This window comes from Microbacterium esteraromaticum (assembly GCF_900163815.1).
GTDB lineage: Bacteria > Actinomycetota > Actinomycetes > Actinomycetales > Microbacteriaceae > Microbacterium > Microbacterium esteraromaticum_B.
The window spans coordinates 58,508-83,534 of sequence record NZ_FUKO01000011.1; the positions used below are offsets into that span (position 1 = coordinate 58,508).

Genomic DNA, 25,027 nt, shown 5'->3' on the forward strand with positions numbered 1-25,027 from the left:
CGAGTCGCCGCTCCTCTGTCCCGAGCCGTCGATAGGCTGGCCGCGTTCCCATCGAAGCTCGGAGTGTCAGTGAAAAAGCAGATCAACGTCGTTGGGGCCGTCGTCGTGTGCGACGGCACGATTCTGGCGGCACAGCGGAGCCCATCGATGTCTCTCCCCGGGATGTGGGAGTTCCCAGGCGGCAAAATCGAGCCGGGTGAAACACCACAGCAGGCGCTTCGCCGCGAGATGCAAGAGGAGCTTCTCTGCGTCGTCGAAATTGGCGACGAGATTGAGATCACTAGTCACGAGTACGACTTTGGAATCGTCACGCTAACGACGTTTTACGCGAAGCTCACCAAGGGACAGCCGAAGCTCACTGAGCACTCAGAAATTCGCTGGATCCCCGCCGCGCACCTCGACTCCGTCGAATGGGCACCGGCCGATATTCCCGCGGTCAATCGCATTATGCGCGACTTCGCGGCGTAGGTCAGGACATGGAAACACCACTCCAGCAGCTCCGCCTCGACAACGCGTTCGGATTCCTCGACAAGTCTGTCCAATCAGACCAGCTGTATCACCCGCTGCTCGTCGCCAACAATGGCGCGAACACGATGCTCCGCGCCATTCGCCACGAGCTGCGGCGCTCACTGACGTTCACATTTTCGACAGCGTTCGTCACTACCAGTGCGATTGCAATGCTGAAGCAGGTGCTCCTGGATTTCCCCGGTAAGGGGACAATCATCACATCCACCTACTTGGGCTTCAACTCGCCCGCCGCCTTCCGCGAGCTACTCAATCTTCCGGGCGTCGACGTATTCGTCTACTCGTCGGTCCGTGGCGGGTTCCACGCCAAGGGCTATCTGTTCGAGCAGCCGCAGAGCACGACGGCTATCGTCGGCAGCTCGAACCTGACGGAAACCGCACTCCTCACAAATCAGGAGTGGAACCTGAGGTTCTCGGCATTGCCTGATGGAGATATCGTCGATCAGCTTCAGCGAGCTATCAACACGCAGCTCACTACATCGGTGCCGCTCACGCAGTCATGGATCGCTGATTACGAGAAGACTTACGTCCCACCCGCTCCGCGCACGATCCTCGCACCGCGCACTTCTGCCACCACTTCGCCCCTCGGTCCTGTCACTCCGAACGCTATGCAATCCGAAGCTCTCCTGCAGCTTCAGAAGGTTCGGGACGTCGGCGAGCGACGCGCAGTGATCGTCTCCGCAACGGGCACGGGAAAGACCATTCTGTCCGCGCTAGACGTCCGGTCTGTGGCACCCGAGCGGATGCTTTTCGTCGTGCACCGTGAACAGATCCTTGACCGCGCGATTGAGGAATTCAGTCGAGTCCTCAACGCTCCCATCCAAGACTTCGGCAAGTTCGTTGGAACCCAGCGGGAACTTGACCGCAAGTACGTTTTCAGCACCATTCAGTCGCTCTCACGCGCCGAGAACCTGCTCGACATTCCCGCTGGGCACTTCGACTATGTCCTGATCGACGAGGTGCACCGTGCTGGCGCCGCTTCCTACCGTCGCGTGATCGATCATTTGAAGCCAGATTTTCTTCTCGGGATGACTGCCACGCCGGAGCGTACCGACGACTTCAACGTCTTCGAGCTTTTCGACTTCAATGTGCCGTACGAAATTCGTCTGCAGCAGGCGCTCGAGGAGGACATGCTCGCTCCGTTCCACTACTACGGAGTGACCGACTTCATCCAAGGCGATGACGTCATCGACGATGCCAGCCAGCTGGCGATGCTAGTCGCACCCGAACGCGCCGACCACATCATTTCCGCGATCGAAACATACGGGCATACCGGCAGCCCTGCGCGCGGCCTAATGTTCTGCAGTCGCAAGGAAGAAGTACGTGAACTAGCCAGTCTGCTGAACACCCGCGCCATTCATGGACGCAAGCTGCGGACAACCGCACTCACCGGCGACGACCCCATCCACGTTCGCGAGTCCGTGGTCACGCAACTTGAAAACGGTGAGTTGGATTACATACTCACCGTTGACGTCTTCAACGAGGGAATCGATATTCCCAGCGTCAATCAGGTCGTGATGCTGCGGCAGACAAAGTCCAGCATCGTTTTCACGCAACAGCTCGGCCGTGGCCTTCGGAAAGCCGCGGGGAAGGACCACCTGGTGGTCATCGACTTCATCGGGAACTACACCAACAACTATTTGATTCCGATTGCCCTGTTCGGCGACAACAGCCTCAACAAGGATTCAATCCGCAAAAAGATTATTGACGCGCAGGAGGCCGGCGCGATCTCCGGACTCTCCAGTGTGAACTTTGACAAGATCTCCCGACAGCGAATCTTCTCCTCCCTGGCCGCGACCAAACTCGACAGCATCCAGAACCTCAAGCGCACCATCGCAGAGTTGGAGAACAGGCTCAACCGGCCTCCAGCACTCTTGGACTTTGCTCGCTTCGATACAGCCGATCCGGTCGTCGTGGCATGCAAACGTGGAAACTACTGGAACCTCCTACATGCGTTGAAGAAGACGAACCGCGCGCCCTCCGGGTCGCAGACTGCCTGGCTGACGTTCATCTCAAACGAGATCCTCAACGGCAAGCGTCCACACGAACTCATACTGATCAGGGCGCTCCTCGACGCTCCTGGTCGTGCAATCACCGAATCGGCTTACCGCCAGCTACTGCTCGACAGCGGCGCGTCGACCGAACCCGCAACTCTTTCGTCGGTGATGCGCATTGTCACTCTCGAGTTCTTCACTGAGGCAGAGCGAGCTAAGTATGGCTCTCCCATCGCAATGGCATCCGACCACCAGATCACTTTGAATCCGGAATTGGCCGCCTCGCTCAACGGCGATGGCGAGTTCGCGGGCCACTTTGAAGACGTCATCGAGACAGGGCTATACCTGGCGCGTCATCGCTACCAGTGGAGCAACGGCCTGGAGGTTGGTCAGCGGTACTCCCGTAAAGATGCTTGCCGCCTACTCAACTGGGAGAAGAACGAACAAAGCACGATGTACGGCTACAAAGTCGATTACACCTCGCTGTCATGCCCGATCTTCATTACGTACCACAAACATGAGGACGTATCCGCGAGCACAGCATACGGTGACGAGTTCCTCAACGAATCCAGCCTGCACTGGTTTACGCGCAGCCGTCGAACTCTCCAGAGTGGCGAAGTGAAGGCCATTGTTGAGAACCGCATACCGCTCCACCTCTTCGCCAAGAAGGATGACGCGGAGGGTACTGACTTCTACTACCTCGGTGAAGCACGGTCTTCGAATGCACAACAGACGAAGATGCCGGAGTCGGATGGCGCGCCGTTGGATGTAGTCACCATGACTCTCGGCATGGAGTCTCCACTGGAGCAGAGTCTCTACGAATACCTCGTCGGCGCCGGCTCTTAGAACAGCATCTGCTCTCTGCTACCGTCGCTCCCATGCCCACTCCCGCCACCCTCGCCGCGCTCCGCGCCTTCGTCGCCGAGCGTGAGTGGGATCAGTTCCACTCCCCCGAGAACCTGGCGAAGTCGATCTCGATCGAGTCCGCTGAACTCCTCGAGCTCTACCAGTGGGGCCAAGAACCAGACCAGGAGCGCGTCGAAGAGGAACTCGCCGACGTGCTCACGTACTGCATCCACCTGGCGAACAAGATCGGCGTCGACATCGACGAGATCATCCTCAACAAGCTTGAGAAGACGCGCGCCAAGTACCCGGTCGAACTCGCAAAGGGGAGCATGACCAAGTACACGGAACTCAAGCCATGAGCGGCTTCAGCATCGAGCGACTGCCGTTCGAGCGCGAGGCTGTGAACACCTGGTCACGAAACAGCGGTCAGCACACCGACTGGCCCGTGGTCTACGTCATCGATGGCGAACGCGCACGACGTCAGCCCGCCCTCTACGTCGGTGAGACAGTCAACGCAGCATCCCGCATGCGTCAGCATCTTGCCGGCAACAAGCAGCACGAAGGCCTCGAATCCATCCGCGTCGTCATCGACGAGACGTACAACAAGTCCGTCTGCCTCGACCTTGAATCTCACCTGATCCGCTGGTTCCACGGCGACGGTCAGTACAGCATCCTCAACGGCAACGACGGTCTCAGCAACGCGCGCTACTACGACCGCGAGATCTACCGCGAGTCTTTCCGCGATGTCTTCGAAGCGCTGCGCACCGAGGGGCTGTTCAGCCGCAGCATCCCGCAGATCGAGAACACCGATCTCTTCAAGCTCTCGCCATTCAAGGCGCTCACCGACGACCAGGCCATCGCAATCGAAGACATCGTCGAAGGACTGCTCGCCGATCTGCAGCATCCTGATACCCGCTCGACGCTCGTCGTGCAGGGCGATCCGGGCACCGGCAAGACGATCATCGCGATCTTCCTGATGAAGCTGCTCGCCGACATCCGCGACTACAGCGATATCGACGACGTCGAAGCCGACTCGATGTTCGCCGAATTCTTCACCCCCGAGAATCGCGAGCTGCTACGCGACCTGAAGATGGCGCTCGTGATCCCCCAGCAGTCGCTGCGCCAATCGGTCAAGCAGGTGTTCAAGAAGACTCCGAAGCTCGACCCGAAGATGGTGCTGACACCGTTCCAAGTCGGAGAATCGGATGCTGAATTCGACCTGATCCTCGTCGACGAGACCCACCGCCTGAATCAGCGGGCGAACCAGGCATCCGGTGTGCAGAACAAGAAGTTCGGGCAGATCAACGAGCGGCTCTTCGGTGCCGACGATCAGCGATACACGCAGCTCGACTGGATCAAAGCCCGCAGCAAGCACCAGCTGCTGCTCATCGACGGCGCGCAGAGCGTGCGCCCGCACGATCTGTCGCCCGCCGTGCTCGAACGCGAGCTGCGCCACGCGGCCACCGACCACCGGCACTTCCGGCTTACGACACAGATGCGCGTCCAGGCAGGTGCGGATTACGTCGAATACATCCGTGCGATGCTGCGCGGAGAGCGTCCGCCCCGCCCCGCGCTCGGCGAATACGACCTGCGCCTCTTCGACGACCTCGGCGAGATGCGTCAGGCGATTCGCGAGCGCGACGTCGAGGTCGGGCTGTCGCGGCTCGTCGCCGGATACGCATGGGACTGGAAGTCGCGACGCGACCCGCAAGCTTTCGACATCGAGATTGACGGCGAGCGGATGCGATGGAACAGCACAGATAAGGACTGGATCAACTCACCCGGTTCGCTCGAAGAAGTCGGGTCGATTCACACGGTGCAGGGCTATGACCTCAATTACGCCGGCGTCATCATCGGGTCGGATATGCGCGTCGACGCGGATCTCGGCGAGATCGTCGCGAGCCGTGACGACTACCGCGACAAGAAGGGCAAGGAGAACACTGGGCATCTGAAAGACGCCTTCGGCGACGACGATCTGCTCGTGTTCATCCGCAATATCTACGGCGTGCTGCTGACCCGCGGGATGCTGGGGACGTATGTGTACGTGTGCGACCCGGGGCTGAGGGCGCTACTCTCGAGCTAGCGCCAGCCATACGCCTGATTCAGGCGTGATGCAGATGCGGCTCCGACTCCCATGGAAAGTCGATGTCGCTATTGCCCGCAAGGATCGCACGATACGTCAGCTCAGCTGCGTTCTCGAGGTTCAGCGCACGCCGCAACGCCATATCGCAATCGTCACCAACGGTCGTTGACCCATGGTTGCCCATGATCACGCAGTTGTGTTCGGCAAGCTGATCGGCGGCGGTGTCGGCCAATTCGTCTGAACCGTTCGGAAAATAGGGCGTACGCCCCACCGATCTCACGTAGTACGCGTGATCGAGCGTTACCAAACGGATGGGGTGGCGAAGCGCATCTAGAAGAATTGCATGGGCCGGATGCACATGGACGACCGAACCGATGTCGGCGCGCGCGCGGTACGCGCGCTGATGCAACTTCCATTCGCTAGAGGCCTTCGCCGCCCCTGCCATGACGTTTCCATCCAGGTCCATGACCGCGAAGGACGTTTCCTCAAGACGGTTGAGCCAACTGCCTGAAGCCGTCACGACGAAATGGTCGGCATCGACGCGTATCGAAAGGTTGCCTGCACTGGCCAGCGCCAGACCGGACTGCACGATCTCTGAGCCTGCGCGGATGAGCTGCTCTATCGCGTCGCCGACGGGCATGGAGTGGTTCGTCATTGAAATATGCTCCGATCACTTACTACCTGTTGTCTGACAACGATAGCGGATCGAGTTAACCACTGAACCGCTTACGCATGCCGGATGATCGAGAACGTGTAGCGACCGTCAATGAAATACGTACGCGAGTACGCGATCGCATGATCGGTCTGGTCATAGTGCACCTGATCGAGCAACAGGGCCAGGCCAGACCGGCTGGGGGGCGCGTCCCAGATGACGTGCTCGGACACTACCGGGTGGATCTCGGCGACAGCGCGCACGGGAATGATCCCGCGCACATCGCGCAGATACTCGAAGACCGAACCGTTCAGCACATCGGGCGACTCACCTTCAGGAAAGACGCCGATCGGTAGAAGGTCATACGAGTAGGCGACGACCTCGTCATCAGCAAGGATCACACGTCGAGTCTCAAGCGCTAAGTCGTTGGCTGTCAGTTCGAGCTTCGCCGCCTCCTCGGGCAGAAGAGGCCTGATAGTGCGGCTACGGTAGCGCATGCCGGGCTCGCGGCCGGTGCGGCGAATCGACTCAGTGATGGATTCAAGGCGCTCGAGCCCCGCCGTCACGACGGGCGGCTCCGCGACGAACGTCCCGACGCCATGACGTGTATACACGAGCCCGGCGGTCTTCAGTTCGCTCAGCGCCGCGCGCACCGTCGGGCGTGACACCTCAAAGCTCTCGCCGAGTTCCGACTCGGTCGGCAGCCGATGCCCCACCGGGTAAGTTCCGTCACCGATACCCGCCCGGATCCCGGCCACCACTGCATCAACGCGGGATGCCCTTCGTGCCATCGCGAGCTCTCCCTTGCTGCCCTGTCGTTCTGAACTCAGCCGCGGCAGTGCGGTCGCGGGCCGTAGAGACATCATGTCAGATCGACATGTTGTTTGTTCTGATTGACTCGGTTGTCCGACAACTGTTAGCATCCCGCTGTGCCCATAAATGGAGCGCATCGAAAGGAGAAGCACACGATGGTTAAAGCGATCGAATGGTTTGAGGATGCCGACGGCCCGGCCGTGCGGATCATCGATCAGACTGTCCTGCCGGCCATCGAGGTCTACCTTGACCTGCGCACCGTGGACCAGCTTGTAGACGCCATCGCGCGTCTCGCCGTGCGCGGTGCCCCCGCACTGGGTGCCGCGGGTGGATACGGAGTTGTCCTTGCCGAGCGCCAAGGCACCGCCGAGGGCTGGAGTGCAGACCGACTCGACGCCGAGATCGAGCGGGTTGCCCTGGCCCGACCCACCGCGGTGAACCTCGCATGGGGCGCTCGCAGAGTCGATGCAGTACGTCGCGAAGGCTCCGGGGACACGCTGGCGGAAGCGCATCGAATTGCTGAGCAGGACGAGGCCGCAAACCGGGATCTGTCACGCGCCGGTGCCGACTGGCTGCTCGAACGCATCGGCAAGCGCCCGTTGCGCGCCCTGACCCACTGCAACACCGGCGCACTGGCGACAACAGCGTGGGGCACCGCGTATGGCGTACTCAAAGAGCTGCACGCGCGCGGCGCTCTTGAATTCGTCTACGTGGACGAGACTCGTCCGCTGCTCCAGGGGACACGGCTAACGAGTTGGGAGCTCGCAAAGGACGGCATCCCTCACGTCGTCGAGGTCGATGGTGCCGCCAGCAGCACGATATTGCGCGGCCTGGTTGACTTCGCCGTGATCGGAGCTGACCGCATCGCGGCCAACGGCGACACAGCAAACAAGATCGGTTCAGTCGCCGTGGCACTAGCCGCTCACCGCGCTGGCATCCCGTTCCTCGTCGCGGCACCCCTCTCGACCGTCGATGCCACTCTGGCCTCGGGCGACCTCATCGAGATCGAGGAGCGTGACGAGAACGAGGTGCTCGCCTTCGGCGGCACCCAGATGTCGGCCCCCGGCGTGCGCGGATTCAACCCGGCCTTCGACGTCACACCGCACGACCTGATCAGCGGCATCGTCACCGAGCACGGCGTGGTCGAGCCGACGGTCACCCAACCCGCTTTCGCCTGAACGCGATCAGCCGAAGCATCCAAGAAAGGAATCGCAATGAAGCGCATGTCATCCCGGAGCCTGCGGCGCAGGCTCGCCGCGACCGGAACGGTCGGACTGACCGCCGTGCTGGCACTCACCGCCTGCAGCCAGGGCGCGCCGGCCACACAGGAGTCCGCCGACTCCGGTGCTGTCAGCGAAGCGACCAGCGAGATGCCCGCCGAGCTGGTGGGCGCTAAGGTCGCCATCGTGCAGCAGTCCGGTCAGGGCGACTACTTCCAGCAGTACCTCAACGGCACGCGCCAGCAGGCCGAAGCCCTCGGCTTCGAACTGTCGGCGTATGACGCCCAGGGCGACAACGCCACCCAGGCCACTCAGCTCGAGCAGGCGATCTCGTCGGGCGTGGATGCGATCATCGTGCGCCACGGCTTCCCCGACACGCTGTGCCCCGGCGTGAACGACGCCATCAGCAAGGGCATCGCGGTCATCGCCTACGACGTGAACGTCTCGGAGTGCGCCGACGGCGTGATCCAGACCCAGCAGTCCGACGAGATCATGGCCCAGCTGGTGCTCGACCGCATGCTCGAAGACATCGGCGAGGGCGCGGCCGTCGGCTACGTCAACGTCGAGGGCATCGCACCGCTCGACCGCCGTGACGCCGTCTGGCGTCAGTTCGTCGCTGACAACGGTTGGGACCAGCTGTTCAAGACCGGCTCGTTCACCAGTTCGTCGGCCAGCGACAGCGCCCCGATGGTCGCCGCCGCCATGCAGGCCAACTCCTCGGTCACCGCGATCTACGCTCCCTACGACGAGTTCACCAAGGGCACGCTGACCGGTCTCGACCAGGTCAGCGGCAGTGACGACGTGCTCGTCTACGGCGCCGATATCTCGAACGCCGACATCGAGCTGATGCGTGCCGAAGGCAGCCGCTGGGTCGCCACCGGCGCGACCGACCCCAACGCGATCGGCGCCGCTGTGCTGCGTACGCTCGCGCTGTCGATGGCCGATGAGCTCGACGCCCAGCTGGTGGAGTTCCCGCCGGTGCTCGTCACGCAGGAGATGCTGCGCGAGGACGACATCAAGAACATGGAAGACCTGCGCGCCGCGGTCTCCGAGTTGAACCTCTCGCAGGTGTCGACCGCAGACTGGATGTCGGTCGTCAGCTTCTGACACTCCGCCGGTGGGGCGACGGCCTCGTCGCCCCACCGCACCCCACAGACCCGATCCGCTCAGCGAGGAGCAACCACATCATGACAACGCCGCGCGACGCCCGAACGTCGCCCGCCCCGGTGCTGGAACTGCGCGACATCCGCAAGTCGTTCGGCGCGAACACCGTTCTGAAGGGCGTGGATCTCACCCTCCGGCCCGGCCGGATCACCGCGCTCCTGGGAGCGAACGGCGCCGGGAAGTCCACCCTCATCAAGGCCCTCTCTGGCGTGCATCAGCCCACCGGCGGAGACATCCTGCTCGACGGCGCCCCGGTGCAGCTGGAGAACCCGATGGCCGCCTCCCGGCTGGGGGTGCGCACCGTGCACCAGCGGATCGACGACGCGATCATCCCCGGCCTCAGCGTCGCCGAGAACCTCGTCTTCGAGCAGATCGCGCTCGGCGAGACCCCCTCTGTCGCTTCGCCCAAGTCGCTGCTGCCCCGCGCCCGCAAGGTCGCCGCAGCCCTCGCACTCGACTGGGACGACGCGTTCCTGCGCCAAGACGTCTTCGAGCTCGGCATCGCCGACTGCCAGATGCTTCTGCTGGCGCGTGCCCTCGTCACCGACCCCAAGGTGCTCATCCTCGACGAGCCCACCTCGACCCTGTCGCAGTCCGAGGCCGAGCGACTCTTCGAGACCATCCTCGAGCTGCGCGACCGGGGCGTCGCGATCTTGCATGTCTCGCACCGGCTCGCCGAGATCGACCAGCTCGCCGACGACATCGTGGTGCTGCGCGATGGTCGCATCACGGCGGCGCAGGAACGCCCGTTCGACTTCGCGGCGGCCGTTACCTCGATGCTGGGCGAAGGCGCCGAACGCGACATCGAGCAGCTGGTGCACCTGACCGGCGAGCAAGTCGCCCTCGAGATCGACGGCCTGCGGGTCTTCCCCGAAGCACCCGAGATGTCGGTGGCGCTGCGCAGCGGAGAGGTCACCGGTGTGATCGGACTGATCGGCGCCGGCAAGACCGAGCTGGCCGAGTACGTGTTCGGCGAATCCACGGCGACCGGCACCGGCACGATGAAGCTCGGCGGCAAGGCGTACGCTCCCCGGCATCCGAAACACGCGATCGCGCGAGGGGTGTTCCTCGTGCCCGAGGACCGCGCCGCCCAGGGCATGCTGCCCGGCTGGTCGATCGCCCGCACCTTCTCGCTTCCCTTCCTCTCGCGCTTCGCGCGCGGCGCGATACTGCAACAGGGCTCCGAGACGACCCGTGCGGCGCAGGCGATCGCCGACTTCGGGGTGGTCTCGACCGGGCCCGGACAATCGGTGGATGCCCTCTCGGGCGGCAACCAGCAGAAGGTGATGGTGGCGCGCTGGATGCAGACCCCGCCCGAGGTGCTGCTGCTCGATGAGCCGTTCCGCGGCGTCGACATCGGCGCCCGGCGCGAGATCGCCAAGCGCGCACGCGAACAGGCGGCCGACGGCAGCTGCGTGGTGATGCTGTGCAGCGACGTCGACGAACTGCGCGAGATCGCCGACCGCGTGCTCGTCCTCGTCGAGGGACGCATCACCCTCGACGCCCGTATCGACACAGTTTCCGACGATGAGATCGTCCAGAGCATGACGGAGGTGGCCTGACATGGCCGACACCACGACCGTTCGCGCACAGCAGCGCGAGACCCACCTGGGCGACGTCGTCCGTGACAGCGTGGTGAAGTACGGCTTCATTGCGGTGACGATCATCGCGTTCGTCTTCTTCGCCTTCACCCAGCCCGCATTCGCCACCTCCGAGTCGCTGTTCTCGATGCTGAAGTTCGCATCGGTCACTGCGATCCTCGGGCTCGGCGTCATGTTCAGCATGATCGTCGGTGGCCTCGACCTGTCGATCGGCTCGGTCGCCGGGCTGGCCGTGCAACTCGTCGCCGTCACGATGGTCTTCTACAACCTCACCGGCGTCACCGCAGTGAGCGTCGCGCTGATCGCCGGGCTGCTGGTCGGCGTGCTCAACGCCTTCCTGATCGTGGTGTGCAAGATCCCCGACCTGCTCGCGACGCTGGGCGTGATGTTCGTCATCCAGGGTGTGAAGCTCATTCCCGTCGCCGGCCAGTCGGTGTCGTCCGGAATGATCCTGCCCAACGGCTCGACCGCCCCCGGCAAGTTCGACCCGACGTTCCTGCTCATCGACCGCGGCACCATCGGCCCGGTGCCGATCCCCGTCGTCATCATGCTCGTGCTGGTCGTCGCATCCTGGTTCGTGCTCACCCGCACCACCTGGGGCCGTGTGCTCTACGCGGTCGGCGCGAACCCCGAGGCGGCGCGCCTTTCGGGCATCCGCGTGGGGATGTACCGCGGCAGCGCGTACGTCATCTCGGCACTGTTCGCGTCGGTCGCCGGCATCATCCTCGTCTCGCGCATCGGACAGGGTGATGTGAACGCCGGATCGTCGAGCCTGCTCGAAGCCGTCGCGGTCGCCCTGGTCGGCACCTCGGTGCTCGGGATGGGCAAGCCGAACGCCTGGGGCACCCTGCTCGGTGCCGTGCTCATCGCGATCGTGCTGACCGGTATGACGATGGCCGGATTCCAGTACTACTTCCAGGACACAGCGAAGGGCCTCGTGCTGATCGTGGCGCTGCTGTTCTCGTTCACCCTGTCGCGCCGCAAGTCGCGGTACTCGCCCGCCACATAAGCGACAGCATACCCATCCATCCCGCTACGAAGGAACGGACACATGTCCCAAGAGTACGAATTTCTCGCCGAGGCGAACATCGGCGAGTACATCACCGCTCACCCCGAACTGCGCCAGCGCATCGACGGCGACAACCTGGCGCAGATCCGCGAGATCGGTGATGGCAACCTCAATCTCGTCTTCCACGTCCTCGACAACAACGGTCGCTCGCTGATCCTGAAGCAGGCGCTGCCATACGTGCGCATGACAGGCGAAGGCTGGCCGATGACTCCGGACCGTGCGCGGCGCGAGGCCGAGTCGCTGGTCGCCCACGGCGCGGTCAATCCCGACCTCGTCGTCGAAGTCATCAGCTACGACAACGATCAGTACATTCTCGCGCTCGAAGACTTGTCAGACCACCGTGTCTGGCGCGGTGCGCTGAACGACGGCGAGTGCCACGACGGGGTCGCCGCGGAACTCGGGCGCTACGTTGCAGGGGTTGCTGTGGGCACCTCGGTACTCGGGCAGCCCCGCGGGGAGGTCGCCGACATCGCGGCGCGTTCGCAAAACGCGGAGTTGTGTGTCGTGACCGAGGATCTGGTCTTCACCGAGCCGGTCTTTGATATCGGTCGCAACACAGTGCTGCCCGATAACGAAGCCGACGCGGCGGCTCTTGCCGCGGATGCGACGTTCGCAACGGCAATGAGCGAGGCCAAATGGCGCTTCATGACGAGGGCCGAGGCACTGATCCACGGTGACCTCCACACGGGATCGGTCATGGTGCGCGGCACGGGTCTGCGCGGTGAGACCACCGAATCGGTGAAGGTGTTCGACTCGGAGTTCGCGTTCTACGGCCCCGTGGCCTTCGACCTCGGAGCGCTCTTCGCCAACTACGCCTTCGCCGCTGCACGCGCTCAGGCGCTCGGCGAGCGCGAGCGTGCCGAATGGGCGCTATCGCTGATCGAGCAGACCTGGCAGGGGTTCGAGGAGACTTATCTTGCCGGCGCAAAGAGTTGGCACGAAACACGTCTGTTTGATGGCGCGTTTGCGCAACGCCGCATAGCTGACACACTTCGCGAGTCTGCGCTGTTCGCTTCGGCGAAGATGGCCCGGCGCATCGTCGGAGCGGCGAAAGTGGCAGACATCGAGACGCTGGACTCGTCTGTGCGCGCCCCGGCCGCCCGCTCGGTACTCACCGCCGCTCGGGCTCTGGCAGCGGCGTGGACAGAAGTATCTTCAGTCTCCGACATCCGCAACACTCTCAGCGCTCACTTGTTGCAGTGACTTCGTGGGCTGGCCACACCCGCGGACCCGTCGAATGACGGCGAGATCCTCCGATGATCTCGCCGTCATTGCGCAAACCGGCACGCGGTCGGCTAGCCACCTGCCTGCCCCGCATGAAACGCCAACGCCCGCCCGAGCCATTCCCCGAGCCCCGGCCCTTCGAGCACGTCCGACCGGACGCTGATCCAACCCGCACCCATCGGCCGATCCGCCCCCATCAACGCCTCATGCGCACCCGGCTCGTCAAGCAGGCGCTCACTGTCCGCCGGATCAATGCGCAGCAGCAACTCACCGTCGTTGCGGACGGCAACCAGCATCCGCTCGTCGACCATGAAAGAGACGCCGCCGAACATCTTCACCTCGCGGGGGCTTCGATCGCGTAGCGCCTCTCGGACGCGCCGCATCAGGTCAAGCTGTGCGCTCATGAACGCACCCCACGACCGAGCACCGCGAAAACGCCGCGCGCATCGGCAAGCAGAGCAACAGCCACAGCCCCTCCTCAGCACGGCATCGATACCTGAGAATCGCACCCATACCCGCCGAGATCAAGAGGTCTTGCGATCACCGCCTCATCGCGGGCGGTTGCGCACGATCCGCGTCTTGCCGGGGGCGTGCGGGTCGATCACGTCGGTTGAGGGCGCGACCGTCGGCCCCACCGGAATCGCCGCCAGCGACCGAGCCTCATCCAACAAGAACACCGTCTCGGTCGACCTGATGCAACGCCACTTCGCCAACTGACCCGAAACCAGCTGATGAAGCTCGGCCACATCGGTGGCCCGCACCAGCAGCATCGCGTCGTGCTCGCCGGCGATCGCGCCGAAGTATTCGAGCCCGTCGATCTCGCCGATCGAGCTGCGGAACTCATCCCACCGGTTCTGCTCGACCGTCACGAACACCATCGCGGCGATGCCCAAGCCCACCGCCCGCGGGTCGACCTGCGCGCTGAAACCGGTGATCACCCCCGAGTCGACCAGCCGCTCCAGCCGCTGGTATGCATTCGACCTCGAGATGCCGAGTTGCACCGCGAGCGTGTTGACCGAGAGACGGCCATCGTGCCTCAGCAGGTCGATCATCCGGTGGTGAATTTCGTCGAGTTTCATTCTGTCCTCGCATTCCAGGCAACTGGCTCCGAATCCTGGACAAAATGTCTCATCCGTATGATCGGTGCGCACATAGCGCTAATATTAGCCGACGAGTTGGCACAAAACGGCGGCAGTGCGTCATACTTTCCCCTAGTGAGCTTGCAAGGAGGCAACGTGGCGAAGTATGTGGCGAAGCGTGTTGCTTTCATGCTCGTTGCCCTGTGGATCATCGCCACCCTCACCTTCTTCATGATGCACGCGGTGCCCGGCGGCCCCTTCACCTCCGACCGCAACCTGCCGCCCGCAGTCGAGGCAGCACTGCAGCAGAAATACCACCTCAACGACCCGATCCTGGTGCAGTACGGCAACTACATGCTCGGCCTGCTGAGGCTCGACCTGGGCCCGTCGTTCAAGTACGAGGGAATGCAGGTGAACGAGCTGATCGCCTCGGGCTTTCCGCTCTCCGCCCAGCTCGGCGCCCTCACCGTCGGCTTCGCCCTGCTGATCGCCCTCCCCCTGGGAGTGATCGCCGCCGTGCGCCACGGACGCTGGCAAGACCTCGTGACCATGGTGCTGGCGACCATCGGCGTCGCCCTGCCCTCGTTCGTCATCGCGACGCTGCTGATCTACGTCTTCTCGCTCAAACTCGAAGTGCTGCCCGCCTTCGGCCTTGACAGTCCCGAGGCGTACATCATGCCGATCATCGCCGGCTGCGGGTTCGCGCTCGCCTTCATCACCCGCCTGGTGCGCGCGAGCCTGCTCGATGAGATGGGCCGCGACTACATCCGCACCGCGAAGGCGAAAGGTCTGCACCCGGCCGCCATCGTGCTGCGCCACGGTCTGCGCAACGCCCTCATCCCCGTGCTCGCCGTGCTCGGCCCGATCCTCGCCGGCCTCATCACCGGGTCGTTCGTGATCGAGAAGATCTTCGCGATCCCCGGCCTCGGCCAGCACTACGTCAACTCGATCTCGAACCGCGACTACACCGCGATCATGGGCGTCACCGTATTCTACGCCGCGATCCTCATCGCAATGATGTTCCTGGTCGACATCCTCTACAGCATGATCGACCCGCGAATAAGGCTGAAATGAAAGCATCCGAGATGAGGTCCGCGCAGTGACCCAGGTCATGGACCCCCTTCTGACGACCGACCCCTGGGCGCCGGCAATCCGCGCCGATGACATCCAGACCCGCCTGAGCGGACCCAGCGAATCGTATCTGCGCACCACCCTGAAGCGTTTCCTGCGCCGGCCATCCGCCATCGTCGGCGCCGTCGTGGTTCTCTTGCTCGCGCTCTTCGCCTTCGTCGGCCCGCTTCTGTCGCCCTACTCCTACGACGAGCAGAACCTCGACCACGTCAACCTTCCCCCGGTTATCACCGCCACCGAAGTCGACGGCCGCTTCTTCGCCCCGACTCAGGGCCTGGGCCTGATCGAACTGAGCTCGTCCGGTCACCTGCTCGAGACCATCGAGTCCGGCGTCGATGATCCCGTTGCGAAGCGCATGACGTTCACCGTCAGCGGCGGCAGCGAGATCGCGATCAATTACCGCGTCAAACCGCCCGTGCTCATGCAGAACGGCAGCACCCTGACGAGCACCACGCTGATGTGGAACGCCGACCACGTGTTCGGCACCGATGGGCTCGGCCGCGACATGCTCACGCGTCTCATGCTCGGTCTGCAGATCTCCCTGCTCATCGCCATCATCGCCATGGCCGTGAACCTCTTCATCGGCGTCATCTACGGCGGCATCTCCGGCTACCTCGGCGGCAACGTCGATGCGGTCATGATGCGCATCGTCGACATCGTCAGCACCATCCCGCTGATCCTGTACGTCGTACTGATCCAAGTGCTTCTGTCGAGCTCAGCCGGGTTCCTGAGTATCGTCATCGCCCTGTCGACGGTGTACTGGGTCGACATGGCCCGCGTCGTGCGCGGGCAGGTGCTCACCATCCGTCAGCGAGAGTTCGTCGCAGCGGCGCAGACGATGGGCACCAGCAATGCGCGCATCCTTGGGCAGCACATCATCCCGCACGTGACGGGCTCCATCGTGGTCACCGCGACCATGCTGATCCCCTCTGCGATCTTCATCGAAGCGTTCATGAGCTTCATCGGGCTCGGTGTCGCCGCTCCGATGGCAAGCCTGGGCACCATGGCCAACGACGCGCTGGCGACTCTGCGCTCTTCGCCCTTCCAGCTGTTCATCCCGGCCGGGGCGATCGCCGTGCTCATGTTCTCTTTCAACTTCATCGGCGACGGTCTGCGTGACGCACTCGACCCGCGGCAGAACAGGTAGAGGAATGAGCGCGAACATACTCGAGGTCGAAGACCTGCACACTTCCTTCTTCACTCGCAAGGGAGAGGTGAAGGCCGTGCGCGGCGTCAGCTTCGATCTGGCAGAAGGCGAAACACTCGGCATCGTCGGCGAATCCGGCAGCGGCAAGAGCGTCACCGCGATGTCGATCATGCAGTTGCTCGCCCACAGTGGCCGCATCGTCGGCGGATCGGTGCGCTTCGATGGCGACGACCTCGCCACCCTCAGCGACCGACAGCTGCGCGCTGTTCGCGGTGCACGCATCGCGATGATCTTCCAAGACCCGATGTCGAGCCTGAACCCGCTCATCCCGGTGGGCAAGCAGGTGCGCGAGCTGCTCGACACTCACACCGACATGACCAAAGCGCAGGCTAAGGAACGTGTTCTCGAGCTGTTCCGCATGGTGCGGATCTCCGAGCCCGAACGGCGATACTCCTCCTACCCGCACGAGTTCTCCGGCGGGATGCGCCAGCGTGTGATGATCGCGATGGCGCTGGCCTGCGAACCCGATGTGCTCATCGCCGACGAACCGACCACCGCGCTCGACGTGACGATCCAGGACCAGATCCTGCGCATCCTGCGTCGCCTGCAGGCGGAACTGGGCATGAGCGTGATCTTCATCACCCACGACCTCGGCGTCGTCGCCGAAGTCTGCTCACGCGTGGCCGTGATGTACGGCGGTCAGATCATCGAAGAGGGCACCCTCGAAGAGATCTACACCAAGACCGCCCACCCGTACACGCTCGGGCTGCTGAACTCTCGGCCGCGGATCGACGGCGACCGCGACGAACGCCTGGAATCGATCCCCGGGACTCCGCCCGACCTGATGTTCCCGCCCCGCGGATGCGCGTTCGCCGATCGCTGCGCATTCGCGCGGCAGATCTGCCAGACCACGCCTCCCGAAGTCACCCAGCTGTCTGAGACGCACACCTCGCGCTGCCACTTACTCTCACCCGATGCCCCGATCGAGAACAACCCGTTCACCGAGCTGAGGACTGCACATGCTTGAGGTCGAAGGCCTGGTGAAGCACTTTCCGGTCAGCGGTAAGCGCGGCTCAGTCGTGCATGCCGTCGACGACGTGAGCTTCTCAGTGGGCGCCGGCAAGACGCTCGGCCTCGTCGGCGAATCCGGATGCGGTAAATCGACCGTCGCCCGCACCATCATCCGCATGTACGAACCGACCGCCGGCAGCATCCGCATCGACGGCATCGAGATCGCCCATATGAAGGAGCGTCAGCTGCGGCCCATCCGGCCGAAGATCCAGATGATCTTCCAGGACCCGGCCTCATCGCTGAACGACCGAATGACCATCGGCGAAGTCCTCGCCGAGCCCTTGATCGCACAGCGGATCGTGCGCAGCGTCCGCGAAGGGCGCGAGCTCATCACCGACATCCTCGAAGCGGTGGGCCTCTCCGCCCAGCACATCGGGCGCTATCCGCACGAGTTCTCGGGCGGGCAACGGCAGCGCATCGGCATCGCACGGGCGCTGATCCTCAACCCGCAGGTCATCATCGCCGACGAGGCGATCTCGGCGCTCGACGTCTCGGTGCAGGCGCAGGTCATCAACCTGCTGCGCGACATCCAAGAGCAGCACGAGATCACCTACCTCTTCATCGCGCACGACCTCGCCATGGTGCGGCACGTCTCCGACCAGGTCGGCGTGATGTATCTCGGGCAGCTCGTCGAGCTCTCCGAGAGCGAAGAGATCTATCAGAACCCCCTGCACCCCTACACCCAGGGGCTGCTGCGCGCCGTGCCCGCGGCCGATCCGTTCACGAAGCGGGCGCGCACCGAAGCATCCATCGACGGCGACATCCCGAGCCCCATCGAGCCGCCCAGCGGATGCCGATTCCGCACCCGCTGCCCACTCGCCCAAGAGGTCTGCGCCGCCGTCGTGCCCGAGATGCGCGACGTCGGCGGCGGCCATCGCGTCGCCTGCCACATGGTCGCCTGAATTCTCTACCCTGCACCCCTGCTACCGAAGGAGATATAGATGAAGAAGTACGTTCGCGGCGCCGCAGCGCTCGTCGCGGCTGCGCTCGTGCTCAGCGGCTGTTCCGCTGGGAATGACAAGGCCGACGGCAACGCCCCCGACCAGAAGATCGTGTTCGCGGTCAACGAAGAAGCCGACAGCCTCGACCCCGGCGTGACGAGCAACAGCTTCGCCTCACCGGTGATCATGAACGCGTTCGAGCCGCTCGTCACCTACGACGCCGAGAACAACCTCGTCGGCGGTCTCGCTGAGAAGTGGGACGTCAGCGACGACGGCCTCGAGTACACGTTCCACCTGCGCCCCGACCTCAAGTGGTCGGACGGCAGCGCCCTCACCTCAGAGGACTTCCTCTACTCGTGGTTCCGCGTGCTCGACCAGGAGCTCGCCGGCCAGTACGCGAACCTGCTGACCGACTACATCGTCGGCGCCGAAGAGTTCTACGCCGGCTCCGGTGACAAGGATGCCGTCGGCATCTCGGCCCCCGACGCCGACACCTTCGTCGTGAAGCTCAAGACCCCGACGCCGTTCTTCCTGCCGATGCTGAACATGTTCCCGTTCAACGCAGTCAAGCAGGACGTCGTCGAGGGCAACGCCGACACCTGGGCGAAGAAGGCCGACAGCTACGTCAGCAACGGCGCGTTCATGGTCAGCGACCTCACCTTCGGCAAGAGCATCACGCTCACCAAGAACCCGAACTACTGGGATGCCGACAACGTGAAGCTTGAAGAGCTCACCTTCCGCGTGATCCCCGACCAGTCGACGGCGCTCACCGCGTTCGAATCAGGACAGATCGACGGCATCTCCACGGTGCCGACCGATGACCTGCCGCGTCTGAAGACCGAGAGCGAAGATCTGTACACCGTGCCGCAGTTCGGCACGAGCTACTTCATCATGAACCTCACCAAGGCTCCCTTCGACGACCCGAAGGTGCGCAAGGCGCTCAGCCTCGCGATCGACCGTCAGGCGCTGATCGACAAGGTTCTGCAGTCGACCGACCAGCCGGCCACCGGAATCGTCGCCCCCGGCTACGTGCTCGATGACGAAGACTTCACCGCCGACCGCCCCGACTGGGGCATCGACCCGAAGGGCGACGTCGACGCAGCCAAGAAGCTGCTCGCCGAAGCCGGCTACCCCGATGGTGAGGGCCTGCCCGCCATCGAGCTGTCGTACTACACCGACGACACGGTGAAGAAGGTCACCGAGGCGATCCAGCAGATGTGGAAGAAGAACCTCGGCATCGACATGGCGATCACCACTCAGGAGTGGAAGGTCTACTACGACGGCGTCAAGGCCGGCGATTTCGACATCGCCGCGATGGGCTGGGGTGGCGACTACCTGCACCCGATGACGTTCCTCGCCGGCTGGGGAACCAACTCCGAGCTGAACAACGCCAAGTACTCGAACCCGGAGTTCGATGCCCTGCTGGCGCAGATCAACTCCGAGACGGATGCGGCAAAGGGTGCCGAACTCATGCACCAGGCCGAGGAGATCATGATGGGTGAAGACAGCGCGCTGATCAACACCTACTACCGCGCCCGCAACGTGATGTTCAAGCCGAGCGTCGAGGGCTGGCGACTGACACCGCTGAGCACGCTCTACTTCAAGGGCGTCACTGAGGTCAGCGTCGACTGACACCGAACACGACGAGGGTGGGGTGTGCGGCAGCCGCGCACCCCACCCTTTCGTGAATCCTGCGGTGCGAAATCACCCCCACCCGCGCCGCACCTCACTGCTATGGTGACCGGTGACGCCGGGGAAGGGGTGGGAATCGTGCTGGATGTCTCGCTTCTCGGCGCCGTAAAAGCCAGCACTGCTGGTCGCGAACACGCGCTCGGCGGCCCGAAACAGCGCGGCCTGCTCGCTCGCCTCGTCGTCTCGCGCGGCCGCTCGCTGCCCGCCGAGCTGCTCATCGATGATCTCTGGGACGACGAGCCCCCGCACAATCCGACCCACGCGCTGCAGGCCCGCATCTCGCGCCTTCGGTCGGCGGTGCCGATCGAGATCGAGCTGATGGACGGCGGCTACCGCATCGATCCATCGGTCATCCAGACGGATGCTGCGCGCTTCGAGCAGCTCTGCAAGCAGGGAAGCACCGCACTCAACGACGGCGATTTCGCGCAGGCGGCCGAGCACTTCAGCAGCGCACTGCAGCTCTGGCGCGGCCAGGCGTTCACCGGGCTGCTCGACATCACCGCCCTGCGCGCAGAAGCAGCCCGCCTCGAGCAGCTGTGGTCGGCCGCCCGCTCCGACCGCATCGACCTCGACCTCGCGCTCGGCCGCAGCGCCGACGTCATCTCCGAGCTGCACTCCCTCGTCGAAGAAGACCCCTTCACCGAGCGGCACTGGAGCCAGCTGATGACGGCGCTCTACTGCGACGGGCGCACCAAAGACGCACTCGACGCCTTCTCGCGGGCACGCATGACCTTCACCGAGCACCTCGGCGTCGAACCGAGCAGCGAGCTCGGTCGACTGCACCTCGGCATCCTCCAAGAGCAGGAGCCCGTATCGCTGTTGCGCCTACCGTCCACCGCCCCGGGGGCCGCACCCGAGGTCGCGCATGCGCCCGGCAGAGCGGATGCAGAACGACCCGCCGCATCGGTGCAGCGGCTCACCTCCAATCACCCCGATACCCTGGCATCCGCTCTGCGCGATCGGCGCGCGCTGCTGCTCACCGGGCCGGACGGCATCGGAAAGACCCACCTGCTCCGCGCCCTCCGCGCCCGCTACGAGGCGCAGCGCTACGCGGTGCCGCTGCTGACGGCGAGTCCGCTCAGCCGCGCGGTGCCGCTGGGCATCTTCATCGGCATCCTGCCCGAGAAGTGGACGACTCCGGCCGCACTCGTCGATCACTTCACCCGCAACCGCGCATCGACTCTGCTCCTCGTCGACAACGTCGACCAGCTCGATGACGCTTCGCTGTTCGTCATCAGCCAGCTGCTGCGCAACTCGCGGATGCCGACGATCCTCACCACCACCGATCTCGCCGAGGCGCCAGACGACATCCGCGCGCTCTACGACAGCGGAGACATCACCGAGATCGCCGTCAATCCGCTGACTCCCGCCGACGCCGACGACCTCGTGCTGCACACACTGGGCGGCACGCTCACCCCCGAGTCGCGCCCACGCATCTTCGCCGCCGCACAAGGCAATCCGCTGCATCTGCGCGAGATCCTGACCGCCTCCGTCGAAGAGGACCGCCTGGTCGACACGCCCCACGGATGGGAGCTGCGCGACGACCCAGCCTCGACGCCCCGGCTGACGCAGCTGGTCGGCGAGCGGTTCGCGAACCTCGACCGCGATGCGCTCGAAGCCGCGGCGAAGATCGCGATCGCAGGCGAATACCCGGCGTTTGCGCTGGAGACGCTGGAGCGGCGGATGCTGGCCCGCGCCGGTGTCGTCGAATACTCCGCTCCCGACTGGCTGCGACTCACTCACCCACTCGACGGAGAGTTCCTGCGCGCGCAGTGCTCCGACGCCCTGTGGCACGACCTCTGCCGGGAAGTGCTGGCCGTGCTGCGCAGCGACCTGGCGTCTGGAGTTCCCGCCGCGGTGCGCCGAGCACAGGTGCTTGCCCTCGATCTGGGTGACGAGCCGCTCGATATCGATGCGACACTCGCCCTCGCAGAACACGCTCTCGCCGCCTTCGATGAGCGCCTCGCGCTGCGCGCAGCATCCGCCGTCATCGCCCTCGCGCCCGACAACGTCTCCGCCCAGCGCATCGCCGGCCTCGCGGCATCCGCCTTGGGCGACCTCGACGACGCCACCGCCCATTTCGAGAGCGCGTCCAGCGCGACGACAACGGATGCAGAACGCACCGCTGTCGCCCTCGCACACGCGCAGCACCTCGGCCTGCGCCACCACGACGCCACCGCGGCCCTCGATCGAATCGAGCGGGCCGTCGTCGACGTCGACGACGCGAATGAGATGCGCAATCTGCAACGCGATGCCATCCGGTGGGCAGCTGTCGCCGGAACCACCCGGGGAATGGCCGCGGCGGAACCCGGCGATGCCAGCGACGCGGCGGCCGCGCTCGGTCTGATCACCGCCGCGCTGTCCGGCGTCATCACCGGACGACTCGACGACGCCGTGCACACCCTGCGGCGCCTGCGCGATGTGCCCGACGAGATCATCGCGCTGATTCCCGGCGGCGCAGCGATGGTGGAGCTCACGTCGATCATGGCGCTGTCGAACTCGGGCGACCTCGACTCCGCACGTCGGCGCCTGCACCAGGCGATTGCCGAAGCCGAAGCGCACGCGCCGGAATCTCTCGGCGCCTGGGAATATGCGCTGGGCTTCTCGGAGCTGCTCTCGGGCGACGTGGAGCGCGCCGAAGAGATCGCGACATCGGCGGTCGCGCACCTGCAGTGGCGAGACACTACCGGGCTGCTGCCTGCCGCGCTCGCGCTCACCGGCGCCGCCGCTGCCGTCTCTGGCCGGTCCGAAGAAGCCGCAGCTCGATTCGATTCCGTTCCCGCCGCCGCCGACGGCGATCCCAAAGTCATCATGCTGCGGGCGTGGGCTGAGGCGTGGGGCGAGAAGACGGCAGGGCATCGAGGCGACGCGGCCCGACGACTCATCGAGTCAGCCCGAGGACTGCTTCACGCTCAGCACAGCTACTTCGCGGGGATGCTTGCACACTGCGCTGTCCGCACCGCGGCCGTCATGGGCGGCAAACTCGCCGCGGATGCCGGCGACGGTGACGACGCCGATCGGTCGCAGTGTCTGGCCGACGCGTCGGCTGTGCTCGACGAAGCACAGGCCATCGCCGGCGGGGGCCTGCTGGAGTTCTTCGTGCGGCATGCCGTGGCGACAGCATCCGACAACCGCAGTGAGCTCGACACGATCGCCGCTGACGCCGAGACGCTCGGCATGACCTCAACCGCGGCCGACACCCGGCTGGTGCTCGCACGCGGCGATGACTCCGTTCCCGAGCAACTCATCGCGCATCACCGTGAGGCCGCCGAGCGGCTCATCGCCGCCGCCCCGACGATGGCGCTGTGGTCGGCCGAAGGGCTCAGTTCTCCGCAGGAGTGACGGTGTACCCCACGATCGAGCCCTCTTCATCGTCGTTCGACATGATGGTGACGGTCACGTTCAGGTCGCCCTTCTTATAGATCGCGCTGATCATCTGTCCGAGGTCGGTGGAAGCGACTTCTTCCCAGTCGGCGAAATCAGACTTCACCTGAGCGGCGATGTCCTTGAGGCCGCGGGAGTCCATCACGACGACCATCGTCCCCTCCTCGACCGTCATGCTCTGCATGATGTCGTTCGAGACGAGCGGGATCTCCTTGGGGAAGTCAGCGGGCAGCTCACCGAACTCGATCTTGCTGTCGCCACCGGTCATGCCCTCGACGATCTGTTCTGCGGCATCCTTCGCCGACGACTCCGACACCTTGTTCACGATGTCATCGAGCGGGTTGGCGAAGCAGCCGGTCAATGCTCCCGCGATGACGACGGCGAGCGCGCCGCCAGCAACGCGCACACGGATGGATCGCTGTATTCTGCTGTGGCTCATCGTCTTCCCCTGCCATTCGCTGCGAATGTCTTGCCTCTGCGCGTATTTCAGCATTCGGTGCTCACAAACCGCTCACACGGTACACGGCACATGGCATACGTCCGCGACGAACGTGAGCGGTTTGTGAGCATCGGCTGGTTGCCTTTCTGCAGGTGGCATCTTGCACGCCACATTCTGCACAAGGGGAGAACATGGACCTGCACTCAACGCAGCAGCTCGTAGTCATCATGGCGGGCGCAGCATGAGGCCCCGGGCAGGCATCCGCGGGGCAGTGGCCGCTCTTTCTCTGGTGATGATCTTCGCGCTGACCGGCTGCGGTGATGACGACATCGATCAAGCCGCGAGCGCCAATGGCGGAGCCGCATCGGATGGCGACAACGCACCGGATACCGATGCCGACGCCCCGACGGATGCCGAAGACGACGCGGAAGAAGCAACAGACATCGAATCCGCAGATGTTCCCGCGGGCGTGGAATGCCTGTACGGCAATTGGTACGTCGACAACGACGCGTTCAAGGAGATGCTGAAGAAGGCGGGTGGAAGAGCTCTCAGCGTCAGCGGGTGGGCGATCGTGACGTACAACCCCGACGGAACGAGCTTGGCGACTTTCGACGAGTGGACCACCGTGACTCAGGAACAGGGCGCCAAGGCGACCATGGTGAGAAACGGTGAAGATCAGGCCACCTACGTCGTCACTGGCGATCAGATCACCACGACGGAGACCGTCGGCAGTTCTGTGCTCATGATGACGATGCAGATGGAGGGTAAAGACGCGATCACCGTGGAAGCCCCGCACGAACCGTTCAGCGTGACGACTGGCACGTTCACCTGCACCGCAGAGACCCTCACGGTTAACGCCAACGGAGCCACCAGCGTCTTGCTGCGCGAGCACTGAGGCCGTTGACTGCGGAGCAACCTCATCTCGTTCCCGCCAGCTACCCGCTCGGCGCGG

The 25,027-nt window shown here is 64.2% G+C and carries 21 protein-coding genes; 16 read left to right on the plus strand and 5 right to left on the minus strand.

Features of this window, described 5'->3' with window-relative positions; translation table 11 throughout:
* Nucleotides 1–69: 69 nt before the first annotated feature.
* From FM104_RS03030 to FM104_RS03045, 4 genes are read left to right on the plus strand one after another with little or no spacing between them, the layout of a single operon-like run.
* Entirely contained in the window at nt 70–468 is a 399-nt protein-coding gene (locus FM104_RS03030; protein WP_087129983.1) for a (deoxy)nucleoside triphosphate pyrophosphohydrolase, read from the plus strand.
* An 8-nt stretch (nt 469–476) separates the two neighbouring features.
* Entirely contained in the window at nt 477–3,365 is a 2,889-nt protein-coding gene (locus tag FM104_RS03035; RefSeq protein WP_087129984.1) for a DUF3427 domain-containing protein, read from the plus strand.
* Nucleotides 3,366–3,397: 32 nt separating this feature from the next.
* Nucleotides 3,398–3,724 (plus strand): nucleotide pyrophosphohydrolase, encoded by a 327-nt coding sequence (locus FM104_RS03040; RefSeq protein WP_087129985.1) that lies wholly within the window; start codon nt 3,398–3,400, stop codon nt 3,722–3,724.
* Nucleotides 3,721–5,448 carry a DUF2075 domain-containing protein gene (locus FM104_RS03045; protein WP_087129986.1) on the plus strand — a complete coding sequence of 576 codons (1,728 nt, stop codon included), beginning with the start codon at nt 3,721–3,723 and terminating at the stop codon, nt 5,446–5,448. Before FM104_RS03040 ends, FM104_RS03045 begins: the two co-directional genes overlap by 4 nt.
* A gap of 19 nt (nt 5,449–5,467) precedes the next feature.
* On the opposite strand, the gene FM104_RS03050 is transcribed toward FM104_RS03045, so the two are convergent.
* Both FM104_RS03050 and FM104_RS03055 read right to left on the minus strand, forming a co-directional pair.
* Nucleotides 5,468–6,103: a class II aldolase/adducin family protein gene (locus FM104_RS03050; protein WP_256971494.1), complete on the minus strand. Its 636-nt coding sequence runs from the start codon at nt 6,101–6,103 to the stop codon at nt 5,468–5,470.
* Nucleotides 6,104–6,174: 71 nt separating this feature from the next.
* Nucleotides 6,175–7,065, minus strand: a complete 891-nt coding sequence (locus FM104_RS03055; protein WP_143738236.1) for a GntR family transcriptional regulator — start codon at nt 7,063–7,065, stop codon at nt 6,175–6,177.
* Nucleotides 7,066–7,068: 3 nt separating this feature from the next.
* Between FM104_RS03055 and mtnA the strand changes: the two genes are divergently transcribed.
* The 5 genes from mtnA (at nt 7,069) to mtnK (ending at nt 13,170) form a co-directional block, all read left to right on the plus strand.
* On the plus strand, nt 7,069–8,091 hold the full coding sequence (mtnA, locus tag FM104_RS03060) for an S-methyl-5-thioribose-1-phosphate isomerase (RefSeq protein WP_087129988.1): 1,023 nt from the start codon (nt 7,069–7,071) through the stop codon (nt 8,089–8,091).
* Between the two features lie 36 nt (nt 8,092–8,127).
* Nucleotides 8,128–9,240, plus strand: coding sequence for a substrate-binding domain-containing protein (locus FM104_RS03065; protein ID WP_218778544.1), 1,113 nt, complete (start codon nt 8,128–8,130; stop codon nt 9,238–9,240).
* An 80-nt stretch (nt 9,241–9,320) separates the two neighbouring features.
* Complete coding sequence (locus FM104_RS03070) at nt 9,321–10,859, plus strand: sugar ABC transporter ATP-binding protein (RefSeq protein ID WP_087129989.1); 1,539 nt, start codon at nt 9,321–9,323, stop codon at nt 10,857–10,859.
* Nucleotide 10,860: 1 nt separating this feature from the next.
* A complete protein-coding gene (locus FM104_RS03075) occupies nt 10,861–11,907 on the plus strand; it encodes an ABC transporter permease (protein ID WP_087129990.1) in 1,047 nt (348 codons plus the stop codon).
* Between the two features lie 42 nt (nt 11,908–11,949).
* The gene (gene mtnK, locus FM104_RS03080) at nt 11,950–13,170 is read left to right on the plus strand and encodes an S-methyl-5-thioribose kinase (protein ID WP_087129991.1); all 1,221 of its coding nucleotides are present in this window, start codon (nt 11,950–11,952) and stop codon (nt 13,168–13,170) included.
* A gap of 92 nt (nt 13,171–13,262) precedes the next feature.
* On the opposite strand, the gene FM104_RS03085 is transcribed toward mtnK, so the two are convergent.
* Nucleotides 13,263–13,595: a TfoX/Sxy family protein gene (locus tag FM104_RS03085; RefSeq protein ID WP_218778545.1), complete on the minus strand. Its 333-nt coding sequence runs from the start codon at nt 13,593–13,595 to the stop codon at nt 13,263–13,265.
* 144 nt (nt 13,596–13,739) lie between these two features.
* On the minus strand, nt 13,740–14,270 hold the full coding sequence (locus FM104_RS03090; RefSeq protein WP_087129992.1) for an Lrp/AsnC family transcriptional regulator: 531 nt from the start codon (nt 14,268–14,270) through the stop codon (nt 13,740–13,742).
* A gap of 156 nt (nt 14,271–14,426) precedes the next feature.
* Here FM104_RS03090 and FM104_RS03095 point away from each other — a divergent pair, with 156 nt between their 5' ends.
* The 6 genes from FM104_RS03095 to FM104_RS03120 all read left to right on the plus strand — a co-directional run bounded on the left by FM104_RS03095 (nt 14,427) and on the right by FM104_RS03120 (nt 23,594).
* On the plus strand, nt 14,427–15,344 hold the full coding sequence (locus FM104_RS03095; RefSeq protein WP_087129993.1) for an ABC transporter permease: 918 nt from the start codon (nt 14,427–14,429) through the stop codon (nt 15,342–15,344).
* A 25-nt stretch (nt 15,345–15,369) separates the two neighbouring features.
* Nucleotides 15,370–16,548, plus strand: coding sequence for an ABC transporter permease (locus FM104_RS03100; RefSeq protein ID WP_218778546.1), 1,179 nt, complete (start codon nt 15,370–15,372; stop codon nt 16,546–16,548).
* Nucleotides 16,549–16,552: 4 nt separating this feature from the next.
* The gene (locus FM104_RS03105) at nt 16,553–17,575 is read left to right on the plus strand and encodes an ABC transporter ATP-binding protein (protein ID WP_087129995.1); all 1,023 of its coding nucleotides are present in this window, start codon (nt 16,553–16,555) and stop codon (nt 17,573–17,575) included.
* Complete coding sequence (locus FM104_RS03110) at nt 17,568–18,521, plus strand: ABC transporter ATP-binding protein (protein WP_179206650.1); 954 nt, start codon at nt 17,568–17,570, stop codon at nt 18,519–18,521. Before FM104_RS03105 ends, FM104_RS03110 begins: the two co-directional genes overlap by 8 nt.
* A gap of 39 nt (nt 18,522–18,560) precedes the next feature.
* Nucleotides 18,561–20,192 carry a peptide ABC transporter substrate-binding protein gene (locus FM104_RS03115; protein WP_087129997.1) on the plus strand — a complete coding sequence of 544 codons (1,632 nt, stop codon included), beginning with the start codon at nt 18,561–18,563 and terminating at the stop codon, nt 20,190–20,192.
* A gap of 105 nt (nt 20,193–20,297) precedes the next feature.
* A complete protein-coding gene (locus tag FM104_RS03120) occupies nt 20,298–23,594 on the plus strand; it encodes an AfsR/SARP family transcriptional regulator (RefSeq protein ID WP_256971495.1) in 3,297 nt (1,098 codons plus the stop codon).
* On the opposite strand, the gene FM104_RS03125 is transcribed toward FM104_RS03120, so the two are convergent.
* Nucleotides 23,575–24,075, minus strand: coding sequence for a hypothetical protein (locus FM104_RS03125; protein WP_143738237.1), 501 nt, complete (start codon nt 24,073–24,075; stop codon nt 23,575–23,577). The two genes, FM104_RS03120 and FM104_RS03125, sit on opposite strands and share 20 nt — an antisense overlap.
* 241 nt (nt 24,076–24,316) lie before the next feature.
* On the opposite strand from FM104_RS03125, the gene FM104_RS03130 reads away from it, so the two are divergent.
* The gene (locus FM104_RS03130) at nt 24,317–24,970 is read left to right on the plus strand and encodes a hypothetical protein (protein WP_143738238.1); all 654 of its coding nucleotides are present in this window, start codon (nt 24,317–24,319) and stop codon (nt 24,968–24,970) included.
* Nucleotides 24,971–25,027: the final 57 nt, after the last annotated feature.